We start from the raw sequence: 18,852 nt of genomic DNA, 5'->3' as shown, positions 1-18,852 counted from the left end.
GGTGTCATCGCCCGCGAAAGCGGGCGATCCAGTACGCCGCGGCAGCTCGATTCTAGCCGCGCCGTCTCGGAGTACTGGATGCCCCGCTTTCGCGGGGCATGACAGCGGTTAGCCTTCCCCCGGCGCCTGCGCGTGGATCGCCAGCGCATGCACGCCGCCGGAAAGTTCCGCAGCCAGCGCCGCATTTATCATGCGATGACGGTCGACCCGGCTCTTCCCTTTGAAGGCTCCAGACACAATATAAACGCGAAAGTGCGTCTCGCCGCTCGGCCGATGGCCGGCATGGCCCTCATGCAAATGTGACTCGTCGACGACTTGCAGGCTTTCCGGCGTGAAAGCTTCCTGCAACTTGTTGCTGATAATGTCGCTCATAGCCATGTGTGTGTGCCATTCAGGTGCAGAGACGCACTCCGTTATTTGCCGGGTTCGCAGCTAATTGCAATGTCAAGACTTGAAGGTTTTTGCATTGCGTAGTCAAAGTCAGCCATGCCGATCGATTCATCAAAGTTCTTCGACTCCATCCGCGTGAAGCCGCGGGGCAAGCAGGCCGAAGTGAAGCCGCGGGACACCGCGGTCGGTTGCGAGTGGGCCGGGTGTCAGAACAAGGGCGCGCACCGCGCGCCGAAGGGCCGTGATAACCAGCGCGAGTACTGGCACTTCTGCCTGGACCACGTCCGCGAGTACAATCAGAACTACAATTTCTTCTCCGGCATGAATGCCGACGCCGTCGCGCGCTATCAGAAGGATGCGCTGACCGGCCATCGCCCGACCTGGAAGATGGGCGCCAATGGCGGCAAGAAGGGCGCGGAAGCCGAGATCGATATGGCGTCCGATCCGTTCAGCATGTTCAGCGAGATCAACGGCCGCGCCAACTGGCGCAAGGGGCCGGAGGCCGAGCCGAAGGCCGAAACGCGCAAGGTCATGAATGCCGAGCGCAAGGCGCTCCAGGTCATGGGCCTCGGCCCGAATTCCAAGCTCGCCGACGTCAAGGCCAAGTACAAGGCCCTGGTCAAGCAGCACCACCCCGACGCCAATGGCGGCGACCGCTCCACCGAGGATCGCCTGATCGAGATCATCAAGGCGTATAATTATCTCAAGACGGTGGTGCGGGAGGCCTGAGCCTCCCGGCATTCTCTGGCGTCGTCCCGGCTTTCGCCCCATGGAATCTACGATTTCGGAATGCTGAGCACCATCGCGTCTCAGCCATCCGTCATCACGCCACAAACGCCTCCGGCATTGCCCCCACATAAGACGAGCTCGGCCGGATCAACCGTCCCGTCCGCTGCTGCTCGCGTGCATGGGCGGTCCACCCTGCCGCGCGCGCCACCGCGAAGATCGGCGTGAAGGCCTGCCGCGGGATTGCCAGCGCATCGAGCAGGATCGCGGTGAAGAACTCCACATTGGTCTCCAGAGGCCGCTCCGGGTTCTTCTTGCGCAGCGCTGCGCGGATATAGGCTTCGACCTCGCCGGCAAACGGCAGATCGGTGCCGTTGGAGGCGAGCGCCTCGACCGCGGTCTTTAGCACATCCGCGCGCGGATCTCGCACGCGATAGACACGGTGACCGAAACCCATCATCCGCTCGCCGCGCGCCAGCGCGGCATCGACCCAGGGCTGGATGCGCTCGCGCGTGCCGATCGCATCCAGCATTTCCAGCACCGGCTCCGGTGCGCCGCCGTGCAGCGGACCGGTCAGCGCGCAGTAGCCGGCGGTGACGGCCGCGAACAGATTGGCTTGCGTTGAGGCCACGACGCGCGCGGTAAAGGTCGAGGCGTTCATGCCGTGGTCGCTGGCGGTGACGAGATAAGCATCCAGCGCAGTCACCTCGCGAGCCGCGGGCGAGCGTCCATGCAGCATGCGCAGCGTGTCGGCGGCGTGGCTGACGGTCGGATCAGGCGCGATCGGCTCCAATCCCTTGGCGCGCCGGACCAGCGCGCCCGCGATCACCGGGAAGGCGCCGACGATGGTCGCCTCGTGCTCGAGCCCGTGCTCGGCGCGCAAGCCGGCGACCGCCGCACGAAAACCGTCGATGATGCCCATGCCGCGCGTTGCCGGCAGCAATTCGTCCAGCCGCGCGAATGCCCGCTCGCGCGCCGCACCGAGGCTCGCCCGGACATTGGCTTCGGTGAGGGTGGTTTTGCTCGCGCCGTTCCAGAGCCGGGCGGTGACGCCCTCGAAGCTCGAGACGGCGGCGAGGCGGCCGACATGCTCGCCGGCGATGATCAACTCACCGCGCTCGCCGTCGACGTGGCTCAGCACGGTTTCGGCCGCGGGGACGCCGTCCAGACCGATCTGGCTTTTGGTGAGGTGGATGTTCATGGACCAAATCTCCCTTTTTGCACTGCACCAGGAGAAAATCGGCCCTCTCGACAGATTGATCAATCTTGATTACATAAATCAATATGAATATTTCCGAGGAGCTCTACCTCTCTGCCCGGGAAGCCGCCGCCGAGCTCGCGATCTCACCGGCCACCCTCTACGCCTATGTCAGCCGCGGCCTGATCCGCTCCGAGCCGACGCCGGACTCGCGCAAGAACCGCTATCGCGCCGAGGACGTGCGCGCCCTGAAGGAGCGCCGGGTGCCATCGCCGGAGCCGCGCGGCCTGCGCAGCTTCGACGCGGACCTGCCTGTCATGGACACGGAGATCTCGACCATCACGGAGGAGGGCGCGATCTATCGCGGTGTGAACTGCATCGATCTCGCCGAGAACGACACGCTGGAGCACACCGCAACGCTGCTCTGGGATGTCTCCGACGTCGATCCCTTCGCTCCTGACAATCAGCCAAAGATCTCCGACGAGATGCGCGCGATCGCGCAAGCCGCGCGCCGCGCCGCGCCGATCGACCGCGCCATTGCCGTGCTCGCGCTCGCGACCGGCGCCGATTCCCGTGCCTTCACCCGCGCACCCGATGGCCGCGCGCTGGTCGGCGCGCGCATCGTTCGGCTCCTTGTTGCCACGATGCTGAATTCCGAGCCGTCATCCGATCCGCTGCATCAGCAGATCGCGCGCGCCTGGGCGCCCGACAACAAGCACGCGCCTGATTTGATCCGCCGCGCGCTGGTGCTGCTCGCCGACCACGAATTGAACGCGTCGACCTTCACCGCGCGTTGCGCAGCCTCGACCGGACTCAATCTCTACGATGCCGTGATCGCCGGTCTCGCTGCGCTGAAAGGCCCGAAGCACGGCGGCGCCGGCGTGCTGGCCTCGCAACTCGTCAAGACGCTGGTCGACCGCGATGTCGAGCCGATGGTGCGCGAGCGCGTGGCGCTCGGCGAGCGCTTTCCGGGCTTCGGCCACGGCGTCTACAAGCGCGGCGATCCCCGCGCGCAATCGCTGCTGAACGCGCTGGCCCGCGCCGGCGCGCCCCGCAAATTCACCAAAGAGGTGCCGGAGCGGATCGCGGAGGCGACCGGCGAGTTCGTCAACATCGACTATGTGCTGGCTGTGCTCGTCCACGCGCTGCGCTTGCCTGCAGGCAGCGAGCTAGCATTGTTCGCGATGGCCCGCAGCGTCGGCTGGATCGCCCATTCCAGCGAGCAATTGCAGTTCGGCAAGTTGATCAGGCCGCGGGCGAGGTATGTGGGACCGGCGCCGGGGCGGCGGACGACAAATCCAGGGGCCGTCGTCCCGGACCAGCGAGCAAAGCGAGCGCCCATTCAGGACCCATAGTCCCAGGGTGGTTTGGCGAAGGCTCGGGATTGCCAATTTCGCCACACCATTCCCGGGAGCAATGAAGCCTGGTCTTCGCCACGACGACGGATGTGGGCGCCTTACCCCCGCGCCTTCGCTGCCGCCACGCCGCCACCGTGCCTTCTCCGGATGGTCCAGATCGCCAATCCCACCACGATCGCAACACCGATCACGCTGAACATCCAGATGTGCTTGCCGATATGCTCATGGTGCGGCAGCCCGGCATATTCATGCAGGGCCGACACCGCCAGTACACCCGGCAGCACATGGGCGGGCGCCCAGACCAGGATCGCCGGGATATTGACCGCGTAGAATTTCGCCGGCGTCATCCCGAGCGCACCGGCTGTGATGGGTACGAAGGCGCGGATCGGCGGCACGAAGCGGGCGAAGAACACCGCCCAGGTGCCGAAGCGATGGAAGAAGGTCTCGCTCTCCTCGACCACACGCGGATATCTGGTCAGCGGCCAGGTGTTGAGGATCCCGCGCTGCTGCCGGTGCCCGATCCAGTAGGCCGAACCGTCGCCGATCACGGCGCCGACGGCCGCCGCGAGCAGCACCCATTGCAGTTTCAACTCGCCGCCCGGGATGAGGGCGCTCAGAGCCAGGATGATGGTCGAGCCCGGGATGACCGATCCCACCACCGGGACAGCTTCGAGAAGCGCCGCCAGGAACAGGGTCAGATAGGCCAGCCACGCGTGGACTGAGACGAAGGATATCAGCGGATCAAGGAAAGAAGTCACGAGGTCTCTGTAGCGGGCTGGAGCATTCGGGTTCAGACCCTTACACAAGTAAGCAGAGGCGACGAAAGTGCCATTCGCTTGGGCAGGGCGCCTGCCCGGCGCGAAATTTGGGCGAGATTTGCATTGCAGCCTTCCAAAAATCGCGTTCCTTGCCTATCTAAATGAAAAGACAACGGAACTTTGATTGTGGGGCGGGCTTCTGCCGGCACGTTGTCTCTGATAGGTTCGCAGCCGCACCCAGCCGCAGCCAACGTGCAAATAACTGGTCTCGGGATCGCCCGGGACCTCGGAGGATTGATGACGACCGCCGCGATGTCCAAAGTTGAGGAAGTTTCCGGTTTGCCCGACATGAAGGTGTCGGTGCGCCAGGTGTTCGGGATCGACAGTGATCTCGAAGTGCCGGCCTATTCCGAAGTCGATCCTCACGTTCCTGAAGTCGATTCCGACTACCGTTTCGACCGCGCCACCACGCTTGCCATTCTCGCCGGCTTCGCTCGCAACCGCCGCGTGATGGTCACCGGCTATCACGGCACCGGCAAATCCACCCATATCGAGCAGGTCGCCGCCCGCCTGAACTGGCCCTGCGTGCGCGTCAACCTCGACAGCCACATCAGCCGTATCGATCTCGTCGGTAAGGACTCCATCGTGGTCCGTGACGGCAAGCAGGTCACCGAGTTCCGCGACGGCATCCTGCCCTGGGCGCTGCAGCACAACGTCGCGCTGGTGTTCGACGAATACGACGCCGGCCGCCCGGACGTGATGTTCGTGATCCAGCGCGTGCTCGAAGTCTCCGGCCGCCTGACGCTGCTCGACCAAAACAAGGTGATCAAGCCGCACCCGTCGTTCCGCCTGTTTGCGACCGCCAACACGGTCGGCCTCGGCGACACTTCGGGCCTCTATCACGGCACCCAGCAGATCAACCAGGGCCAGATGGACCGCTGGTCGATCGTCACCACGCTGAATTACCTTAGCCACGACGAGGAAGTGGAGATCGTGCTGGCGAAGGCCAAGCACTATCGCACCCAGGAGGGCCGCGACATCGTCAACAAGATGGTTCGCCTCGCGGATCTCACCCGCAACGCCTTCGCCAATGGCGATCTGTCGACGGTGATGAGCCCGCGCACAGTGATCACATGGGCTGAGAACGCCGATATCTTCGGCGATATCGGTTTCGCCTTCCGCGTGACCTTCCTCAACAAGTGCGACGAGCTCGAGCGTCCCCTGGTCGCCGAGTTCTACCAGCGCTGCTTCAACGCGGAACTGCCGGAATCGGCCGTCAACGTGGCGCTCAGCTGATATCTCTCGCGGCATGTCGTCCCGAAGGCCGGGACCCATACCGCGAGGTCTCTCGATGAAGCGATGCTGATAGTTTTCCCTGACGCACCAACCGTCGGTGGCTATGGGTCCCGGCCTTCGCCGGGACGACGGTGAGATCGAGATGAGCACGCCCTCCAACTCCAAATTCCGCAACACCAAGGAAGCGCCGACCGAGCCGTTCAAGCGTTCGGTCGCGTCCTGCCTGAAGGCGATCGCGAAGTCGCCCGAGCTCGACGTCTCCTTCGCGGCCGAGCGTCCGGGCCTTGCGCCGGGCAAGGCGCGGCTGCCGGAGCCGGCGCGCAAGATGACCAAGCGCGATGCTGCGATCGTGCGCGGCCACGCCGATTCCATCGCGCTCAAGATCGCCTGTCACGACGCCAAGCTGCATCGCAAGCTGATGCCTGGCAATCCGCAGGCACGCGGCGTGTTCGAGGCGGTGGAGCAGGCCAGGGTCGAGGCCATCGGTGCGCGCCGCATGGCGGGCGTTGCCAAGAATCTCACCGCGATGCTCGATGACCATTTCCATCGCGGCAAGTTCGACGAGATCACCGACCGTGCCGATGCACCGCTCGCCGATGCCTTGGCGATGCTGGTGCGCGAGCGCCTGACGGGCCTGGCGCCGCCCACGGCCGCAAAGAAGATGGTCGATCTCTGGCGTCCGATTCTCGAAGACAAGATCGGCAAGCGGCTCGACCGGCTCGATGGTGTGGTCGAGGACCAGACCAAGTTCGGCGATGCCGTGCATGATTTGCTGACCGCGCTCGAGCTCGGCGACGAGCGCAGCGCCGACAGTGAGGACAACGAAGACGACGACGAGAACCAGGACGGCGACAACGATCAGTCCGGCGCCGAGGGCTCGCCCGATTCCGACGCCGCGCAGGAGATGAGCGCCGACCAGGCGCAGGCCTCGTCCGAGGAGATGAGCGAGAGCGCGATGGAAAGCGCGCAGGCCTCTACATCAGATACCTTCGACGACGGCGAGCTTGGCGACGACGAGACGCCCGGCGAGGCGACGCGTCCGAACCAGCACGGCAAGAACGAGCCGCGCGGGCCGGAATATTACGCCTTCGCGCCGAAATTCGACGAGGTCATCGCCGCCGAGGACCTCTGCGACCATGACGAGCTGGAGCGCCTGCGCGCCTATCTCGACAAGCAGCTCGCGCATCTGCAGGGCATCGTCGCCCGCCTCGCCAACCGCCTCCAGAGGCGTTTGATGGCGCAGCAGAACCGCGCCTGGGAGTTCGACCTCGAAGAGGGCATCCTCGATCCCGCGCGCCTGTCGCGCGTGGTGACCGATCCCTATCATCCGCTGTCCTTCATGCACGAGAAGGAGGCGACGTTCCGCGACACGGTCGTGACGCTGCTGCTCGACAATTCCGGCTCGATGCGCGGACGCCCGATCACGGTCGCCGCCACCTGCGCCGACATCCTCGCGCGCACGCTGGAGCGTTGCGGCGTCAAGGTCGAGATTCTGGGCTTCACCACGCGCGCCTGGAAGGGCGGGCAATCGCGTGAAGCGTGGCTAGCCGCCGGCAAGCCGGCCAATCCCGGCCGTCTCAACGATCTCCGCCACATCATCTACAAATCCGCCGATGCCCCCTGGCGCCGTGCGCGCAAGAATCTCGGCCTGATGATGCGCGAGGGGCTGCTGAAGGAGAACATCGACGGCGAGGCGCTGGACTGGGCGCACAAGCGCCTGCTCGGCCGGCCCGAGCAGCGCAAGATCCTGATGATGATCTCGGACGGCGCGCCGGTCGACGATTCCACGCTGTCGGTCAATCCCGGCAATTATCTCGAGCGGCATCTGCGCCACATCATCGAGGAGATCGAGACCCGCTCTCCGGTCGAGCTGATCGCGATCGGCATCGGCCATGACGTGACGCGCTACTACCGCCGCGCGGTGACGATCGTGGACGCCGAAGAACTCGGCGGTGCCATCACCGAAAAGCTCGCCGAGCTCTTCAGCGAGACCAACACCGCGCCCACCCAGCCGGCCGGTCGCCCGCGACGCAAATTGCATTCGTGAGCACACATCGATCCCGCCGCAGCTTTATAGGCCACGCGGCGGCGGGATTTTCCACTCTCGCATCGTCCCGGCTCGTGCAGGCGCAGGCCGTGCCCAAGCCGGCGCAGCCCGAGCACGCCGTCGACGCGCCCGTCAGCATCGAAGTCAACGCGCGGCCGATTCCCAGTTTTGAACCGCGCGATCGCGCGCGCGTGCGCTTCGGTTCGTTGCAATATCGCAGCGGGCTCGTCTTGACCTCGCCGCATCGTGGCTTCGGCGGCCTCTCAGGCTTTCGCTTCCTCGATGACAAGGGCGAGCGCTTCCTCGCGCTCTCGGATCAAGGCACCTGGTTCACCGGCGCCGTCCGCTATGACGGCAGCAAGATGGCCGGGCTCGACGGCGTCGAGGCCGCGCCGATGCTCAACGCCGAGGGGCGGCCGATTACGGAGAAGCGGCTCTGGTACGACACCGAGTCGCTCGCGCGCGACGGCTCGCTCGTCTATGTCGGGCTGGAGCGCGTCAACCAGATCATGCGCTTCGACTTCGCCAAGGGCGGCACGCGCGCCCGCGGCGAGGTGATCGCCTCGCCGGCTGCGATCCGCAAGCTGCCGGTCAACAAGGGGCTCGAGGCTTTGGTGTTCGTGCCGAAAGGCCAACCACTTGCCGGCACGCTGATTGCGTTCTCCGAGCGCGGGCTGGATGCCGACGGCAACCTGGTCGCCTTCCTGATCGGCGGCCCGTCGCCCGGCCAGTTCGCCGTGCGCCGCACCGACAAGTTCGACATCAGCGACGCCGTGCTGCTGGCCTCCGGTGAGGTCCTGATCCTCGAGCGCAAATTCTCCTGGTTCACCGGCATCGACATCCGCATCCGCGCGATCCCCCTGAAATCGATCGCGCCGGGCGCGCTGGTCGACGGCGGCGAGCTGTTTCGCGCCGATCTCGGCGATGAGGTCGACAACATGGAAGGCATCGACGCTCACGTCACGGCCGATGGCGAGACCGTGCTGACCATGGTGTCGGACGACAATTTCTCCATGCTCCAGCGCACGCTGCTGCTGCAATTCACGCTGGTGGAGTAGGTTGAACGTCGGCGGCCCCTTCGCCGACATACAATCATGCCCCACCGCCGCGCCGTCATCGCCATGCTTCTCGCCCTAGCCGCATCGCCGGCTTTGGCGACATCAGAGCATCAATACGGCAAGAATGAATACGCCATCATCCTCGGCGGCAAGGCGCCGAACGGAAAGTTGTCCGTTGCCGCCCATGGCGGCGGCGAATCCGGCAGCGACGGTTTTCGCATCTACCTGATGGCGGAGCCGGCGCATCGCAAGCTGATGACGCTCGACGACATCAACGACGACAACATCCTCGACAGCGCGCCGGATGCCTTCCACGCGGCGTGGTCGGCGGATTCGCGCGACGTCGCGGTGTCGTTCCGCAGCGAGCGCCACATCGTCACGCTGAACATCTATTCGGTCGACGGCGCGCGCGCGAAGCTGCTCGACGGCCCTGACCTGTTCCGCGACGTCACCGGCCGCACAGTCGATCGCGTCAACGATGCCGACATGCGTACGTCAGTGCCTGATTTCACCTGGGCGGCCCCGCGCCGCTTCCATCTCACCGACTACCGCGTCTTCACGGCCGACGACACCGCGCTCGCCGACAAGCTCGGCCCGCTCGGCAAGGCCAGCAAGCGCGACGGCGGCGGCAACACGATCCAGTTTTCCGCGCAGGCGGACGGCGAGATCCTGCCCAACGGCAGGATCCGCATGGGCAAGCCGATTCCGGGAAAGTTCGAGGATTTGCCGTAGCGTGATGGGGCGGGCGTAGGCCGCGCCACAAACTCCGCCGTCGTCCCGGGGCGCGCAGCGAGCCCGGGACCCATACGCCGCAGCAGGAGTTTTGCGAAGACTCGGAGTGACCAGCCTTCGCCAAACCCAATCCTGTGGTTATGGATCCCGGGCTCACGCTTCGCGTGCCCCGGGATGACAGCGGGGTTCTTGGCACCGCCCCCGCAATGCATGGCCCCGCCACCCGCCATGCCGCCCGCGCATCTCGCAATTCGCGAAGGGGCCACTAAACTTCATGCAATCGCTTCCTTCCCTCTCGTATCCGGATCCTCCCGCATGAGCGCCCTGTTTTCCCCGATCAAGCTGCGCGGCCTGACCTTGAAGAACCGCCTGGTGGTGTCGCCGATGTGCCAATATTCGGCCGAAGACGGCGTTCCCACCGACTGGCATTTCACCCACATCAACAATCTCGCGCTGTCGGGCGCTGCGATGTTCTGCATCGAGGCGACCCATGTCGAGGCGATCGGCCGCATCACGCCGGGCTGTCTCGGCCTCTACAGCGATGCCTCCGAGGCTGCGCTGAAGCAGATCATCGCCTCGGTGCGCAAGCATTCGCACACGGCTGTCGCGATGCAGCTCGCCCATGCCGGCCGCAAGGCGTCGAGCGCGCGGCCCTGGGACGGCGGCCAGCTCATTCCGCCTGACCAAGGCGGCTGGCAGACCGTGGCGCCGTCGGCGATCCCGCACAAGGAGGGCGAGGCCGCGCCCGTCGCGCTCGATGCGAGCGGCCTGAAGCGCATCCGCGAGGCCTTCGTCGACAGCGCGAAGCGCGCGGAGCGCATCGGCATCGATGCGATCGAGCTGCATGGCGCGCACGGCTATCTCATGCATCAGTTCCTGTCGCCGATCTCGAACAAGCGCACCGACGAATATGGCGGTTCGCTCGAGAACCGCATGCGCTTCCCGCTCGAAATCTACGACGCCGTGCGCGCCGTGTTCCCGCACGACAAGCCCGTGGGCATGCGCGTGTCGTCGACCGATTGGGTCGAGGGCGGCTGGGATCTGGCGCAGACCATCGAATTCGCCAAAGCGTTGAAGGCGCGCGGCGTCGATTGGATCGATGCCTCCTCCGGCGGCGTCTCTGCCTTGCAGAAGATCACGCTCGGTCCCGGCTATCAGGTGCAATTCGCCGAGGCCATCAAGCGCGAGACCGGCTTGCCGACCATTGCGGTCGGCCTGATCACCGAAGCGAAGCACGCCGAGGAGATCGTGGCCTCAGGCAAAGCCGACATGGTCGCGCTCGCCCGCGGCATGCTTTACGACCCCCGCTGGGGCTGGCACGCCGCTGCCGAAGTCGGCGGCGAAGTCGAGGCCCCGCCGCAATATTGGCGCTCGCAGCCCTCGACGCAGAAGGCGCTGTTCGGCAAGACCACGTTCGGGGCGCGGTGATTTCCTCACGCATCCGTAACTCCCCTTAGCTTTCGCACCGGCCCAAACTGGCCTAACCTCCGCGCATCCTCACGGAGGTCCGCCATGCGTTTTCGTGTTCGCAAGACTGCCCATTTGTTCGAGCGATTGGGCCTCGCGATGGCTGGCGCTGCGTGCGGGCTGTTCGTCGGCGCCTATGTCGGATCGGCTATACCCGTGCTCACCACGCAGGGCTTCCTGCTGCTGATGATGCTGCTCGGCGTCGTCGGCTTCTATCTCGGCATCGACACGCCGCAGCTGCCGTTCGACGACGCCCACAGCCATATCGATGCCGCCGAGCTGTTGAGCTCCGCCGGCACGCTCTGCGCCACGCTCACGGCGCTGGTCTCGGTCGCCGTCATCGTGCTCCGCCTCGAGCCGCACGACGCGCTGACCTGGCTGGTGCTGTTGGGCTGGATCGGCGGCGTGACGATGCAGATCGTCGCAGGCGCAAAGGCCAGGATGCGGAAGGCGTGAGCGATTATTGTTGCGAGAGATCGTGCCACACGCACGCTGCGTTCCCTCCCCCACAAGGGGGGAGGGAACAGAGCAGCGTGCCCGGCGAGTAGATTGAACGATGTCAGCGCAACAGCGCCCTAAAACACCACGCCCACCCGCGTGCCGCGCTTCCAGGCGATGCGGCAGCGCTTCTTGGTGTTCACGTGCAGCAGCTCGAATCTGTCGGGGATCTTCACCTGTCCGCCGAGATCGACGCACGCCCCGCCGGGCGAATAGTCGATCAGCGTGCACGGGATCACCGGCGCGCGCGGGTCTGTGATGATCTTGGCCTGGCGGGACACCAGGCCGGCGGGCTTCACACGGGCAAACTTTCTCGGAAATTGTGGCACGTGTCCTCCTGCTCCGCTGTTCTTGCGGAGGTCTCGGGAACAATGATGCCGACGATGTGATGCGATCACGCTAAAGCGAGGACGAGAATTTTAATGAAAAGTAGCGGCGATGGGAGAATGCGGAGGTAGCGGGGTGGGGGAGGAGACAAGAGAGTCAGTGAGGTACTCCACTGCGGCCACAAATTCAGTTGTCGTCCCGGCCTAGTGCGCAATTGCGCACGGGGGCCGGGATCCATACCGCGTGATTTCTCGGTGACGTAAGGTCGAAGTACTAACGACGAATCTTCGCCAAACCACTCCCTTTGGTTATGGGTCCCTGTGTCTGGAAAGTCTGTCATGATGATGGTGGGCGGGAAGCCGTTGGGTCCTTGGCGCTTGACGCCGTGATCCGGCCCGGTCTCCCGCCCGTTCCATCTATCAACCTGAACAGTTGCACGAGGCTGCGCCAACAGACCTCGCATCACAGGGACAGGCACCGTGATCATACCCCTTCGTTGCGTCGGAATCGACGTCTCCAAACATCATCTCGATATCTTTGATGAGGCCATCGGTGCATCGGAACGCATCGACAACGCGACACAGGCCATCACACAGCTGGTGGCGCGTTGGCGATGCGATGCGCTGGTCGTCTTTGAGGCCACGGGGGTCTACGACCTCGAGCTTCGCGAGGCGCTACGTCAGGCCGGGGTTCGTTTTGCCCGGATCAATCCGGCTCGCGCCCGCGACTTTGCCCGCGCTAGCGGCCAGCTCGCCAAGACCGACCCAATCGACGCGCGGATGCTGGCAGCCTTTGCCCGTGCCATGAAGCCCGCCACCGAGCAGGCCACGACACCCGCCCGCAATGCGTTGGCAAGGCTGGCAAAACGGCGCGATCAACTGGTCAGCATGCGAGTTCAAGAGAAAAACCGCCGCAGTGAGGCCGAGGACTGCGCCATGGCTGAACGTATCGGCCGCCTCATCGAGGTTCTCGACGATGAGATTGCCAAGATCGAGGCCGAGATCAGTGCGCTCATCAAAGCAGAGCAGGAGATCGCCGAAGATGCGCAGTTGATGCGCTCGCTTCCCGGCATCGGTCCGGTGGCCTGCATGCAGCTCCTCGCGCAGATGCCCGAACTCGGGCATCTCGGCCCCAAGCAGGTTGCGGCACTGGCCGGCCTGGCGCCCTTCAACGTCGATAGCGGCGCCTACCGTGGCAAGCGCAAGATCGGCGGCGGTCGAAAGCGCATCCGAGACGCCCTCTACATGGCCGCTCTCAACGCGGTTCGCCGCGCCGACCCGTTCAAAGCCTTCTACGAACGACTGCGAAAGGCCGGCAAACCCGCGAAACTCGCCCTCATTGCTGTCGCCAGGAAACTCCTCACCGTCCTCAACGCAATGATGCGCGACCGAAAACCTTATAAGATCGCGCCGTCAACATAACAGTTGCCGGCCTTCGCCGGGACGACGGCGGAGGATGTAGCGCGAGCCTGCCTCCTCACGCCCTCCATCACCCCGTCACAACCGCCTCCGCCCCCGCCGCCAGATCCACCCCCGGCGGCACCGGCATCGGCACCGTCACATACGCCTTCGGCAAATTCACCGGCCGATAGCCAGGCTCCACGTCCATCCGCTTCAGCACGCTCTCATGCACATGCGCGCCCTCGGGGATCAGCCGCGGCTCGGCATCAGGGATGTAGAACCCCAACACCACCTTCCGCTCAGGCCACTCCCGGTACTTCGCGCTCTTCGGAAAATACTCCAGCACGCGCCAGGCCGAGCTCATCGAATCGTGCAAGCTCCCCGCCTTGCCGGTGACCGCGGGCGGGACATACTGGAACGGCGAGTTCTTGCGCTGGATGCCCCAGGCGAGCTGGTTCACGGTTCGCCTGTTGAAGTTCAGCCCGGCCTTCTCCGCCTCGTCGATCATCCACACCAGCGGATATTTCGACTCGCCGCTTTCCGTCTCCGGATAGCCGCCGCCGACGTCGCAATGCACGCCGGAGAACCACACCTGCAAAATGTCCTGCGCCACCTTCTTCTCGTCGGGCACGTAGCGGTTGCTCCAGTACTCCTGCGGCTCCTCATACGGCTTCAGGCGGAACATGCGCCGCCGCTCGTCGATCGCGATCGCCTGGCGGAAGATGTTGACGCTGGGATTGCGCCTGACGAAGGCGAGCTCCTCCAAGGTGAACACGAGGAAGAAGACGTCGCGCCGCGGCACGATCACGCTCGCCACCGTGTCCCACACGCCGATGAAGTGGATGGTCGGCCAGCGCGTCGAGGTGATGCGCGCGAACTGCGCGGCGAGGTCGAACTCGTCCTTCGGCAGCGGCCCCTGGTCGTCGACGACGATATCCTTGAGATCCTCGACGTCGTTGCCGCGCCCGGTGCCGGAATATTGCTTGTAGGCGACGAGGCCCGAGCCTGCGAGGTTCGCCTGCTCCGGCGAGATCAGTCCGACCTTGTGGATCAGCCCCGACAGCACGCGCACCGTGTAGGCGCCGCGCGAAAAGCCGAACAGATAGATGCGGTCGCCGGGCGCGTAATGCTCGATCAGGAAGCAATAGGCTGACAGCACGTTGTCATCGAGCCCGTAGCCGGTGGCGAGCCCCAGCACCAGATTGATGTTGGCCTTCCACCTGTTCCAGGTCGACGGCTCCGTCACCGTGCCGACGCCGGGATCGTAGAACACCATCTGCCGCGGCTGCGTCTTGTCGGTCTTGCGCAGGCAGCGATAGAGCTTCAGCACGTTGGAGATGTTTTCGGAGATCTCGTTGCCGGTGCCGTCGCAGCAGATGACGAGGTTTTTCGGCTCAAGCTTGTGATCGTGCTCCACAGGTCGGCCCCTCCAGGTGATGCTACCGGGGCGAGTATAGCGCAAATGCGCGACGACGAGGAGACGAGCGGGAGGAGATTGAGCCCGCGCTGTGACTGCGCGCACAACTGCGCTCCCTCCCCCCTTGCGTTGTGAGGTCGCTCCCCTACCGCGGGCGTCGTCCTGCCTGCCCTACTTCTTCTTCCCCGGTCCGAAATCCGGCTGCCATGCGACGTCCTTGCGGCTCGGCGCCGCGGCGATCACCTTGGCTTTCTCCTTCTTCGGCTTCTTGGTTTCGCGGTTGCCGCGTTGCTGTCCCTTGGCCATGGCATCAATCTCCTTTGCGGGTTTCAGTTCGTCCAGTTCGTCCGATTGCAGCACGCGGCCGCGCGGCGTGCAGACGCGCACGTCCATGAAGCCGTCGCGCAGCAGCTTGCGCGCCAGCCGCAGCGCCACGGTGGCGTTGCTGCGGCCGTGATTGGCGCTGCCATATTCGCCGGTCGCCCAGATCAGATAGGGTACGCGCACGGGCTTAGCCATGGAACAGGGCCGCCGCGCCGACGAGAAGCAGCAGGAACAATGCCACATCGACCCGTGGAACGATCCATTCCGAGGCACGAAAACGCGGCATCGCATGCTCCTGCGCGAGCACGAACACGTCGTGCTTCAGCGACTGGTTTCTCGGCGGGAGCGCGCGTGACCCTCAGTCACCGGTCGATGCCGTCTAGGAGATGCGGTGATGCGGCCGAGCCTACGCCTGCATCGGACCAATAGCGAGGACTAAAACGCTGCGTGCGCAGCGGAAGGTGCTTCACCTCTCCCGGAGGGAGAGGTCGGATCGCCCCCGGCGATGCGAAGCATCGTCCGGCGCGATCCGGGTGAGGGGGCACGGTCTCACCGTATGCCGCGGCCCCCTCACCCGGATTACTCAGGCGCGCAATTGCGCGCGTGAGTAATCCGACCTCTCCCCGCTGGGGAGAGGTGACACTGAGCACAACGACGATAGCGCTGGCTATTGCCCCGCATTGAGCGCATGGTCGTAACGAGCTGGCGTCGGCTGGGGCCGCTGTCGCAGGAAGGCAGGCGTGCATGACCACCCGTACGCGGCGGGAAACCGTCACGTTCAGGCATCCGTTCCGCATCCACGGTATCGATCGGCTGCTGCCTGCAGGCAGCTATCAGGTTCTCGCCGACGAGGAGACGATCCTGGCTGAGACCGTCTCGGCTTGGCGCCGTGTCGGCACGTCGATCATCCTGCCCAAGGAAGACGTGATGGACGGCGTGCTCGGCTCCAAGGAAATGCGCAAGGACATGCGCTCGATCCGCGCCGTCGACCTTGCGGACGCGCGTCGCATCGATGCGAGTGTCGCTCATGACTGATGTTCCCGTCGATCTCGACAAGCACCGCGGCATGGCCGCGCAGAAGGCGACCGACCTGCGCCGCGCGCTGGCCGAAGTCGAGAGCAATGTCCGCCAGCTCCGCGAGCGCGAGGCCGATCTCGAAAACCGCCTGATGACCGTGCCCGCCGCCTCCTGGGCCGAGGCCGCCGTGAAGGCGCGCTATCTTCTCAATCTCTACGCCGCAAGCCTGCCGGTCGAGGACACCCGCCACCGCGCGCTGGTGGCCGCCCTGTTCGACGATTTCGCAAGGCTCGGCGAAGACAGCTGAAACGCCCCACCCGCTGAGCGCGGAACCGTGGCGATAAAGCATGATCCGGAAAAGTGCGAAGCGGTTTTTCCTCGCGACAAACGCGGAACGCGTTTGCGCGGAGATCATGCTCAAACAACAACCTGAAGCGCGATGACGATTCATCCTAATCTCATCGCGCTTTAGTGCTGGCTATTGCCGCGCGATGCGCCCATGCTCGGCCGCAGCAGCGTCGGTTGGGGCTCCCCTCTCTCGAAAGGCAGGCCACCATGTCCATCCGCTCGCGACGCGAGACCATCACATTCAACCATCCGTTCCGCATCCGCGGCATCGATCGCATGCTGCCGGCGGGCGCCTATGAGGTCGTCACCGACGAGGAGATGATCGAGGGCCTGTCGTTCGCGTCCTGGCGCCGCATCGCCACCATGATCACGGTGCCGGCCGAAGGCGCGCGCGGCGTGACGGAGATGCTGTCGATCGGCTCGGTCGACCTTGCCGACGCGCAGGCCCAAGATGCGCAAGCCAAAGACGCGCAAGCCGCTGATGCGAGCGTCACGCCATGAAGGACATCCCGGTCGACCTCGACAGGCATCGCGGCATGGCCGCGCAGAAGGCGACCGATTTGCGCCGGGCGATCGCCGTCGTCGAGGCCCATGTCAGGGAGCTGCGCGAGCGCGAGACCGATCTCGAAAACCGCATGATGACGGCGCCCTCCGCCTCGTGGCCCGAGGCCGCGGTGAAGACGCGCCACCTGCTCAACCTCTACACCGCGAGCCTGCCCAGCGAGGACGCGCGCCACCACGCGCTGGTGACGGCGCTGTTCGACGATTTTACAAGGCTCGGCGGCGATGCCTGAAGCGCCGCGAGCGCGTGCGTCCCGCGATGCCCTGCGCATGGAAACAGGTGTGCGCATTGAAAACAGGCGCACAATGAAGGAGTCCCCCATGAAGCTCACCCCCGGCCGCTATATCGGCCACGAACAGGACCGCGGCATCGTCCAGTTCTCGATGCAGGACGGCCCCCACGAGATCGCCTGCGCGATCTCGACCTCAGCGCTCGACGACCTCGAGCGCGGCATGCGCACCAAGCCCGATGAGCGCGAAGCCCAGTTCATCCGCCTGCGCGAGCAGATCGAAGCCTGCGCGGGCCGGAAGTATCAGGCCACGGAGTTCGAGGGCTCGCCGCCGGGCATCGTGCTGCGGAGCATTGATTTTCGGGGGTAGGGGGAGGGGCGGGCTACTGCAGTTCGGCCCTGATCGTCCTGCGCAGGCAGCGATAGAGCTTCAGGACGTTGGAAATGCTCCGAGATCTTCTTGCCGGTGCCTTACAGCAGATGACGAGGTTCTTCGGCTCGGGTTTTGCTGAGTGCTCCACAGGATACGCCTCCGGGTGATGCTACCGGGGCGAGTATAGCGGAAATGCGCGACGGCGAGGAGACGGCCGTGCTTGCCTCGAGCGCCGGTGCGCTCCCTCGGCCCGCTTGCGGGGAGAGGGGGGAGACCCGCTTCGGCGAGGTCGGGACGCATCGCAAACCGCATCTCGGCAGCTCTAAAATTGAGACCAATAGGCTCCAGTCGTTTCAATTATGGGAAATGCGGGGAGCCGACAAGTTAGCTGTAAACCAAATGCCTGCGATAACCCCGCCTTAAAAACAGTGGCACCCAAGCTTCACCATCAACGATGCCGGGACACCAGAACGCGGTAAGAGTGTGGGAAGGAACGTTGAACGGAGTAACCATAATTGAAGCTACTCCACCGTAGCCCAGCGCGTCGGCCCGCAATCTTGCGATCTCTTCTGCGGTCGGGGTATGACCTGCCGGATACCGGATTCTCGCCAACAGCTCTTGCCCAATTTCTTCTAACCGAACGCGCAGCTCTTTGGTCATCTCCACAGAAACGGGATTCAGTTCGTTCGCAAATTTGGCCGTTATGCCTGAGAGGCCAAGGAGAGATGCTGCGCCTTCTATTCTTTTCTTGCCGGCCATCGTTCCGTAGACAAACTGAAATTCAACAGGTCCATTCTCAAAGAGATTTTTCACCGCAGGCGGCAATGGCGTAAGATCGATGTTCTGCTCGCCCCGGATTTCCGGAGGCCAATCTTCTCTAGGACGTCCGGACCAATAGAAAAGTTGAGCTTCCGCCTGTCCGCATCGACCGCCGCGCCCGAGATAATGTTTGCTAACCCCGGGAAACGCGGATCGTGAGGAATGCCTCCTATGAAGGAACATACCTCCTCAAGCACTGCTCGCCCGCCCGCTGCGAGGGCGGTATTTTTGGATCACTGCACCGATGAACTTCGCGTGCGGTTCTGGAAATGGATAATCGGCCTTGATCAACGCTTCAATGCCATGCGCAGTTGTCGCCCAAGCGTTCCAGCGCGGCAGTGTCGCAGCCAAGGAGTCGAGTGCCATCGACGAGAAGTAGTCGGGATGCAGCGGAACGATGAAGAAGTCGCACGTCGTCAAAAGGTTCTGGTTTAGCGGCCCGACACCACCCTTGTGATTGAAGAGACAGATTATCTTGGACATTGATTGGCCGCGAGGCGAGAGGTTG

The 18,852-nt window shown here is 64.5% G+C and carries 22 protein-coding genes; 14 read left to right on the top strand and 8 right to left on the bottom strand.

The window, feature by feature from the left end; translation table 11 throughout:
- Window positions 1-108: 108 nt before the first annotated feature.
- On the bottom strand, window positions 109-378 hold the full coding sequence (locus L6639_RS06915; RefSeq protein ID WP_237860103.1) for a BolA family protein: 270 nt from the start codon (window positions 376-378) through the stop codon (window positions 109-111).
- A 108-nt stretch (window positions 379-486) separates the two neighbouring features.
- Here L6639_RS06915 and L6639_RS06910 point away from each other — a divergent pair, with 108 nt between their 5' ends.
- Window positions 487-1,119 carry a J domain-containing protein gene (locus L6639_RS06910; protein WP_237860100.1) on the top strand — a complete coding sequence of 211 codons (633 nt, stop codon included), beginning with the start codon at window positions 487-489 and terminating at the stop codon, window positions 1,117-1,119.
- A gap of 94 nt (window positions 1,120-1,213) precedes the next feature.
- Here the strand turns inward: L6639_RS06910 and L6639_RS06905 are convergent, their stop codons facing one another.
- Complete coding sequence (locus L6639_RS06905; protein ID WP_237860097.1) at window positions 1,214-2,317, bottom strand: citrate synthase/methylcitrate synthase; 1,104 nt, start codon at window positions 2,315-2,317, stop codon at window positions 1,214-1,216.
- A gap of 83 nt (window positions 2,318-2,400) precedes the next feature.
- On the opposite strand from L6639_RS06905, the gene L6639_RS06900 reads away from it, so the two are divergent.
- Window positions 2,401-3,669, top strand: coding sequence for a citrate synthase family protein (locus L6639_RS06900; RefSeq protein WP_237860095.1), 1,269 nt, complete (start codon window positions 2,401-2,403; stop codon window positions 3,667-3,669).
- 101 nt (window positions 3,670-3,770) lie between these two features.
- On the opposite strand, the gene L6639_RS06895 is transcribed toward L6639_RS06900, so the two are convergent.
- Complete coding sequence (locus L6639_RS06895; RefSeq protein WP_237860092.1) at window positions 3,771-4,430, bottom strand: DedA family protein; 660 nt, start codon at window positions 4,428-4,430, stop codon at window positions 3,771-3,773.
- Between the two features lie 297 nt (window positions 4,431-4,727).
- Here L6639_RS06895 and cobS point away from each other — a divergent pair, with 297 nt between their 5' ends.
- The 6 genes from cobS to L6639_RS06865 all read left to right on the top strand — a co-directional run bounded on the left by cobS (window position 4,728) and on the right by L6639_RS06865 (window position 11,486).
- Window positions 4,728-5,726: a cobaltochelatase subunit CobS gene (gene cobS, locus L6639_RS06890; RefSeq protein WP_028175820.1), complete on the top strand. Its 999-nt coding sequence runs from the start codon at window positions 4,728-4,730 to the stop codon at window positions 5,724-5,726.
- 142 nt (window positions 5,727-5,868) lie between these two features.
- A complete protein-coding gene (gene cobT / locus L6639_RS06885) occupies window positions 5,869-7,773 on the top strand; it encodes a cobaltochelatase subunit CobT (protein ID WP_237860089.1) in 1,905 nt (634 codons plus the stop codon).
- Window positions 7,770-8,831 carry an esterase-like activity of phytase family protein gene (locus tag L6639_RS06880; protein WP_237860086.1) on the top strand — a complete coding sequence of 354 codons (1,062 nt, stop codon included), beginning with the start codon at window positions 7,770-7,772 and terminating at the stop codon, window positions 8,829-8,831. Before cobT ends, L6639_RS06880 begins: the two co-directional genes overlap by 4 nt.
- Window positions 8,832-8,867: 36 nt before the next feature.
- Entirely contained in the window at window positions 8,868-9,563 is a 696-nt protein-coding gene (locus L6639_RS06875) for a hypothetical protein (protein WP_237860084.1), read from the top strand.
- A gap of 315 nt (window positions 9,564-9,878) precedes the next feature.
- The gene (locus L6639_RS06870; protein ID WP_237860082.1) at window positions 9,879-10,991 is read left to right on the top strand and encodes an NADH:flavin oxidoreductase/NADH oxidase; all 1,113 of its coding nucleotides are present in this window, start codon (window positions 9,879-9,881) and stop codon (window positions 10,989-10,991) included.
- 84 nt (window positions 10,992-11,075) lie between these two features.
- Window positions 11,076-11,486, top strand: a complete 411-nt coding sequence (locus L6639_RS06865) for a hypothetical protein (protein ID WP_237860080.1) — start codon at window positions 11,076-11,078, stop codon at window positions 11,484-11,486.
- Window positions 11,487-11,605: 119 nt separating this feature from the next.
- Here the strand turns inward: L6639_RS06865 and L6639_RS06860 are convergent, their stop codons facing one another.
- Window positions 11,606-11,857, bottom strand: a complete 252-nt coding sequence (locus tag L6639_RS06860) for a PilZ domain-containing protein (RefSeq protein ID WP_188108249.1) — start codon at window positions 11,855-11,857, stop codon at window positions 11,606-11,608.
- A gap of 477 nt (window positions 11,858-12,334) precedes the next feature.
- Between L6639_RS06860 and L6639_RS43255 the strand changes: the two genes are divergently transcribed.
- The gene (locus L6639_RS43255) at window positions 12,335-13,276 is read left to right on the top strand and encodes an IS110 family transposase (RefSeq protein ID WP_237860078.1); all 942 of its coding nucleotides are present in this window, start codon (window positions 12,335-12,337) and stop codon (window positions 13,274-13,276) included.
- 67 nt (window positions 13,277-13,343) lie between these two features.
- Here the strand turns inward: L6639_RS43255 and L6639_RS06850 are convergent, their stop codons facing one another.
- Window positions 13,344-14,672 carry a DUF2235 domain-containing protein gene (locus L6639_RS06850; RefSeq protein WP_237860076.1) on the bottom strand — a complete coding sequence of 443 codons (1,329 nt, stop codon included), beginning with the start codon at window positions 14,670-14,672 and terminating at the stop codon, window positions 13,344-13,346.
- A gap of 171 nt (window positions 14,673-14,843) precedes the next feature.
- Complete coding sequence (locus L6639_RS06845) at window positions 14,844-15,191, bottom strand: hypothetical protein (RefSeq protein ID WP_237860073.1); 348 nt, start codon at window positions 15,189-15,191, stop codon at window positions 14,844-14,846.
- A 549-nt stretch (window positions 15,192-15,740) separates the two neighbouring features.
- On the opposite strand from L6639_RS06845, the gene L6639_RS06840 reads away from it, so the two are divergent.
- From L6639_RS06840 to L6639_RS06820, 5 genes are all read left to right on the top strand, one after another.
- Window positions 15,741-16,031 carry a hypothetical protein gene (locus L6639_RS06840; protein ID WP_237860071.1) on the top strand — a complete coding sequence of 97 codons (291 nt, stop codon included), beginning with the start codon at window positions 15,741-15,743 and terminating at the stop codon, window positions 16,029-16,031.
- Window positions 16,024-16,320 carry a hypothetical protein gene (locus tag L6639_RS06835; RefSeq protein WP_237860069.1) on the top strand — a complete coding sequence of 99 codons (297 nt, stop codon included), beginning with the start codon at window positions 16,024-16,026 and terminating at the stop codon, window positions 16,318-16,320. The genes L6639_RS06840 and L6639_RS06835 overlap by 8 nt, the downstream gene beginning before the upstream one ends.
- Before the next feature lie 248 nt (window positions 16,321-16,568).
- Complete coding sequence (locus L6639_RS06830) at window positions 16,569-16,862, top strand: hypothetical protein (RefSeq protein ID WP_237860067.1); 294 nt, start codon at window positions 16,569-16,571, stop codon at window positions 16,860-16,862.
- On the top strand, window positions 16,859-17,155 hold the full coding sequence (locus tag L6639_RS06825; protein WP_237860065.1) for a hypothetical protein: 297 nt from the start codon (window positions 16,859-16,861) through the stop codon (window positions 17,153-17,155). The genes L6639_RS06830 and L6639_RS06825 overlap by 4 nt, the downstream gene beginning before the upstream one ends.
- Window positions 17,156-17,243: 88 nt before the next feature.
- On the top strand, window positions 17,244-17,522 hold the full coding sequence (locus L6639_RS06820) for a DUF1488 family protein (RefSeq protein ID WP_237860064.1): 279 nt from the start codon (window positions 17,244-17,246) through the stop codon (window positions 17,520-17,522).
- A 387-nt stretch (window positions 17,523-17,909) separates the two neighbouring features.
- Here the strand turns inward: L6639_RS06820 and L6639_RS06815 are convergent, their stop codons facing one another.
- Together L6639_RS06815 and L6639_RS06810 are read right to left on the bottom strand one after the other, a co-directional pair.
- Window positions 17,910-18,527, bottom strand: coding sequence for a phosphoribosyltransferase-like protein (locus L6639_RS06815; protein WP_237860062.1), 618 nt, complete (start codon window positions 18,525-18,527; stop codon window positions 17,910-17,912).
- A gap of 6 nt (window positions 18,528-18,533) precedes the next feature.
- Window positions 18,534-18,827, bottom strand: a complete 294-nt coding sequence (locus tag L6639_RS06810; RefSeq protein WP_237860059.1) for a P-loop NTPase family protein — start codon at window positions 18,825-18,827, stop codon at window positions 18,534-18,536.
- Window positions 18,828-18,852: the final 25 nt, after the last annotated feature.

The sequence above is a fragment of the Bradyrhizobium zhengyangense genome, from assembly GCF_022012555.1.
Taxonomy (GTDB): domain Bacteria; phylum Pseudomonadota; class Alphaproteobacteria; order Rhizobiales; family Xanthobacteraceae; genus Bradyrhizobium; species Bradyrhizobium zhengyangense.
Note: the sequence above shows the minus strand (reverse complement) of the source record. Positions and strands in the feature narration are given on the sequence as shown.

Excerpts from the sequence above, each read along its gene's own strand:
- L6639_RS06915 (WP_237860103.1), bottom strand. The coding sequence starts at position 378 with ATGGCTATGAGCGACATTATCAGCAACAAGTTGCAGGAAGCTTTCACG.
- L6639_RS06910 (WP_237860100.1), top strand. The coding sequence starts at position 487 with ATGCCGATCGATTCATCAAAGTTCTTCGACTCCATCCGCGTGAAGCCG.
- L6639_RS06905 (WP_237860097.1), bottom strand. The coding sequence starts at position 2,317 with ATGAACATCCACCTCACCAAAAGCCAGATCGGTCTGGACGGCGTCCCC.
- L6639_RS06900 (WP_237860095.1), top strand. The coding sequence starts at position 2,401 with ATGAATATTTCCGAGGAGCTCTACCTCTCTGCCCGGGAAGCCGCCGCC.
- cobS (WP_028175820.1), top strand. The coding sequence starts at position 4,728 with ATGACGACCGCCGCGATGTCCAAAGTTGAGGAAGTTTCCGGTTTGCCC.
- cobT (WP_237860089.1), top strand. The coding sequence starts at position 5,869 with ATGAGCACGCCCTCCAACTCCAAATTCCGCAACACCAAGGAAGCGCCG.
- L6639_RS06875 (WP_237860084.1), top strand. The coding sequence starts at position 8,868 with ATGCCCCACCGCCGCGCCGTCATCGCCATGCTTCTCGCCCTAGCCGCA.
- L6639_RS06870 (WP_237860082.1), top strand. The coding sequence starts at position 9,879 with ATGAGCGCCCTGTTTTCCCCGATCAAGCTGCGCGGCCTGACCTTGAAG.
- L6639_RS06865 (WP_237860080.1), top strand. The coding sequence starts at position 11,076 with ATGCGTTTTCGTGTTCGCAAGACTGCCCATTTGTTCGAGCGATTGGGC.
- L6639_RS06845 (WP_237860073.1), bottom strand. The coding sequence starts at position 15,191 with ATGGCTAAGCCCGTGCGCGTACCCTATCTGATCTGGGCGACCGGCGAA.
- L6639_RS06840 (WP_237860071.1), top strand. The coding sequence starts at position 15,741 with ATGACCACCCGTACGCGGCGGGAAACCGTCACGTTCAGGCATCCGTTC.
- L6639_RS06835 (WP_237860069.1), top strand. The coding sequence starts at position 16,024 with ATGACTGATGTTCCCGTCGATCTCGACAAGCACCGCGGCATGGCCGCG.
- L6639_RS06830 (WP_237860067.1), top strand. The coding sequence starts at position 16,569 with ATGTCCATCCGCTCGCGACGCGAGACCATCACATTCAACCATCCGTTC.
- L6639_RS06825 (WP_237860065.1), top strand. The coding sequence starts at position 16,859 with ATGAAGGACATCCCGGTCGACCTCGACAGGCATCGCGGCATGGCCGCG.
- L6639_RS06820 (WP_237860064.1), top strand. The coding sequence starts at position 17,244 with ATGAAGCTCACCCCCGGCCGCTATATCGGCCACGAACAGGACCGCGGC.
- L6639_RS06815 (WP_237860062.1), bottom strand. The coding sequence starts at position 18,527 with ATGTTCCTTCATAGGAGGCATTCCTCACGATCCGCGTTTCCCGGGGTT.
- L6639_RS06810 (WP_237860059.1), bottom strand. The coding sequence starts at position 18,827 with ATGTCCAAGATAATCTGTCTCTTCAATCACAAGGGTGGTGTCGGGCCG.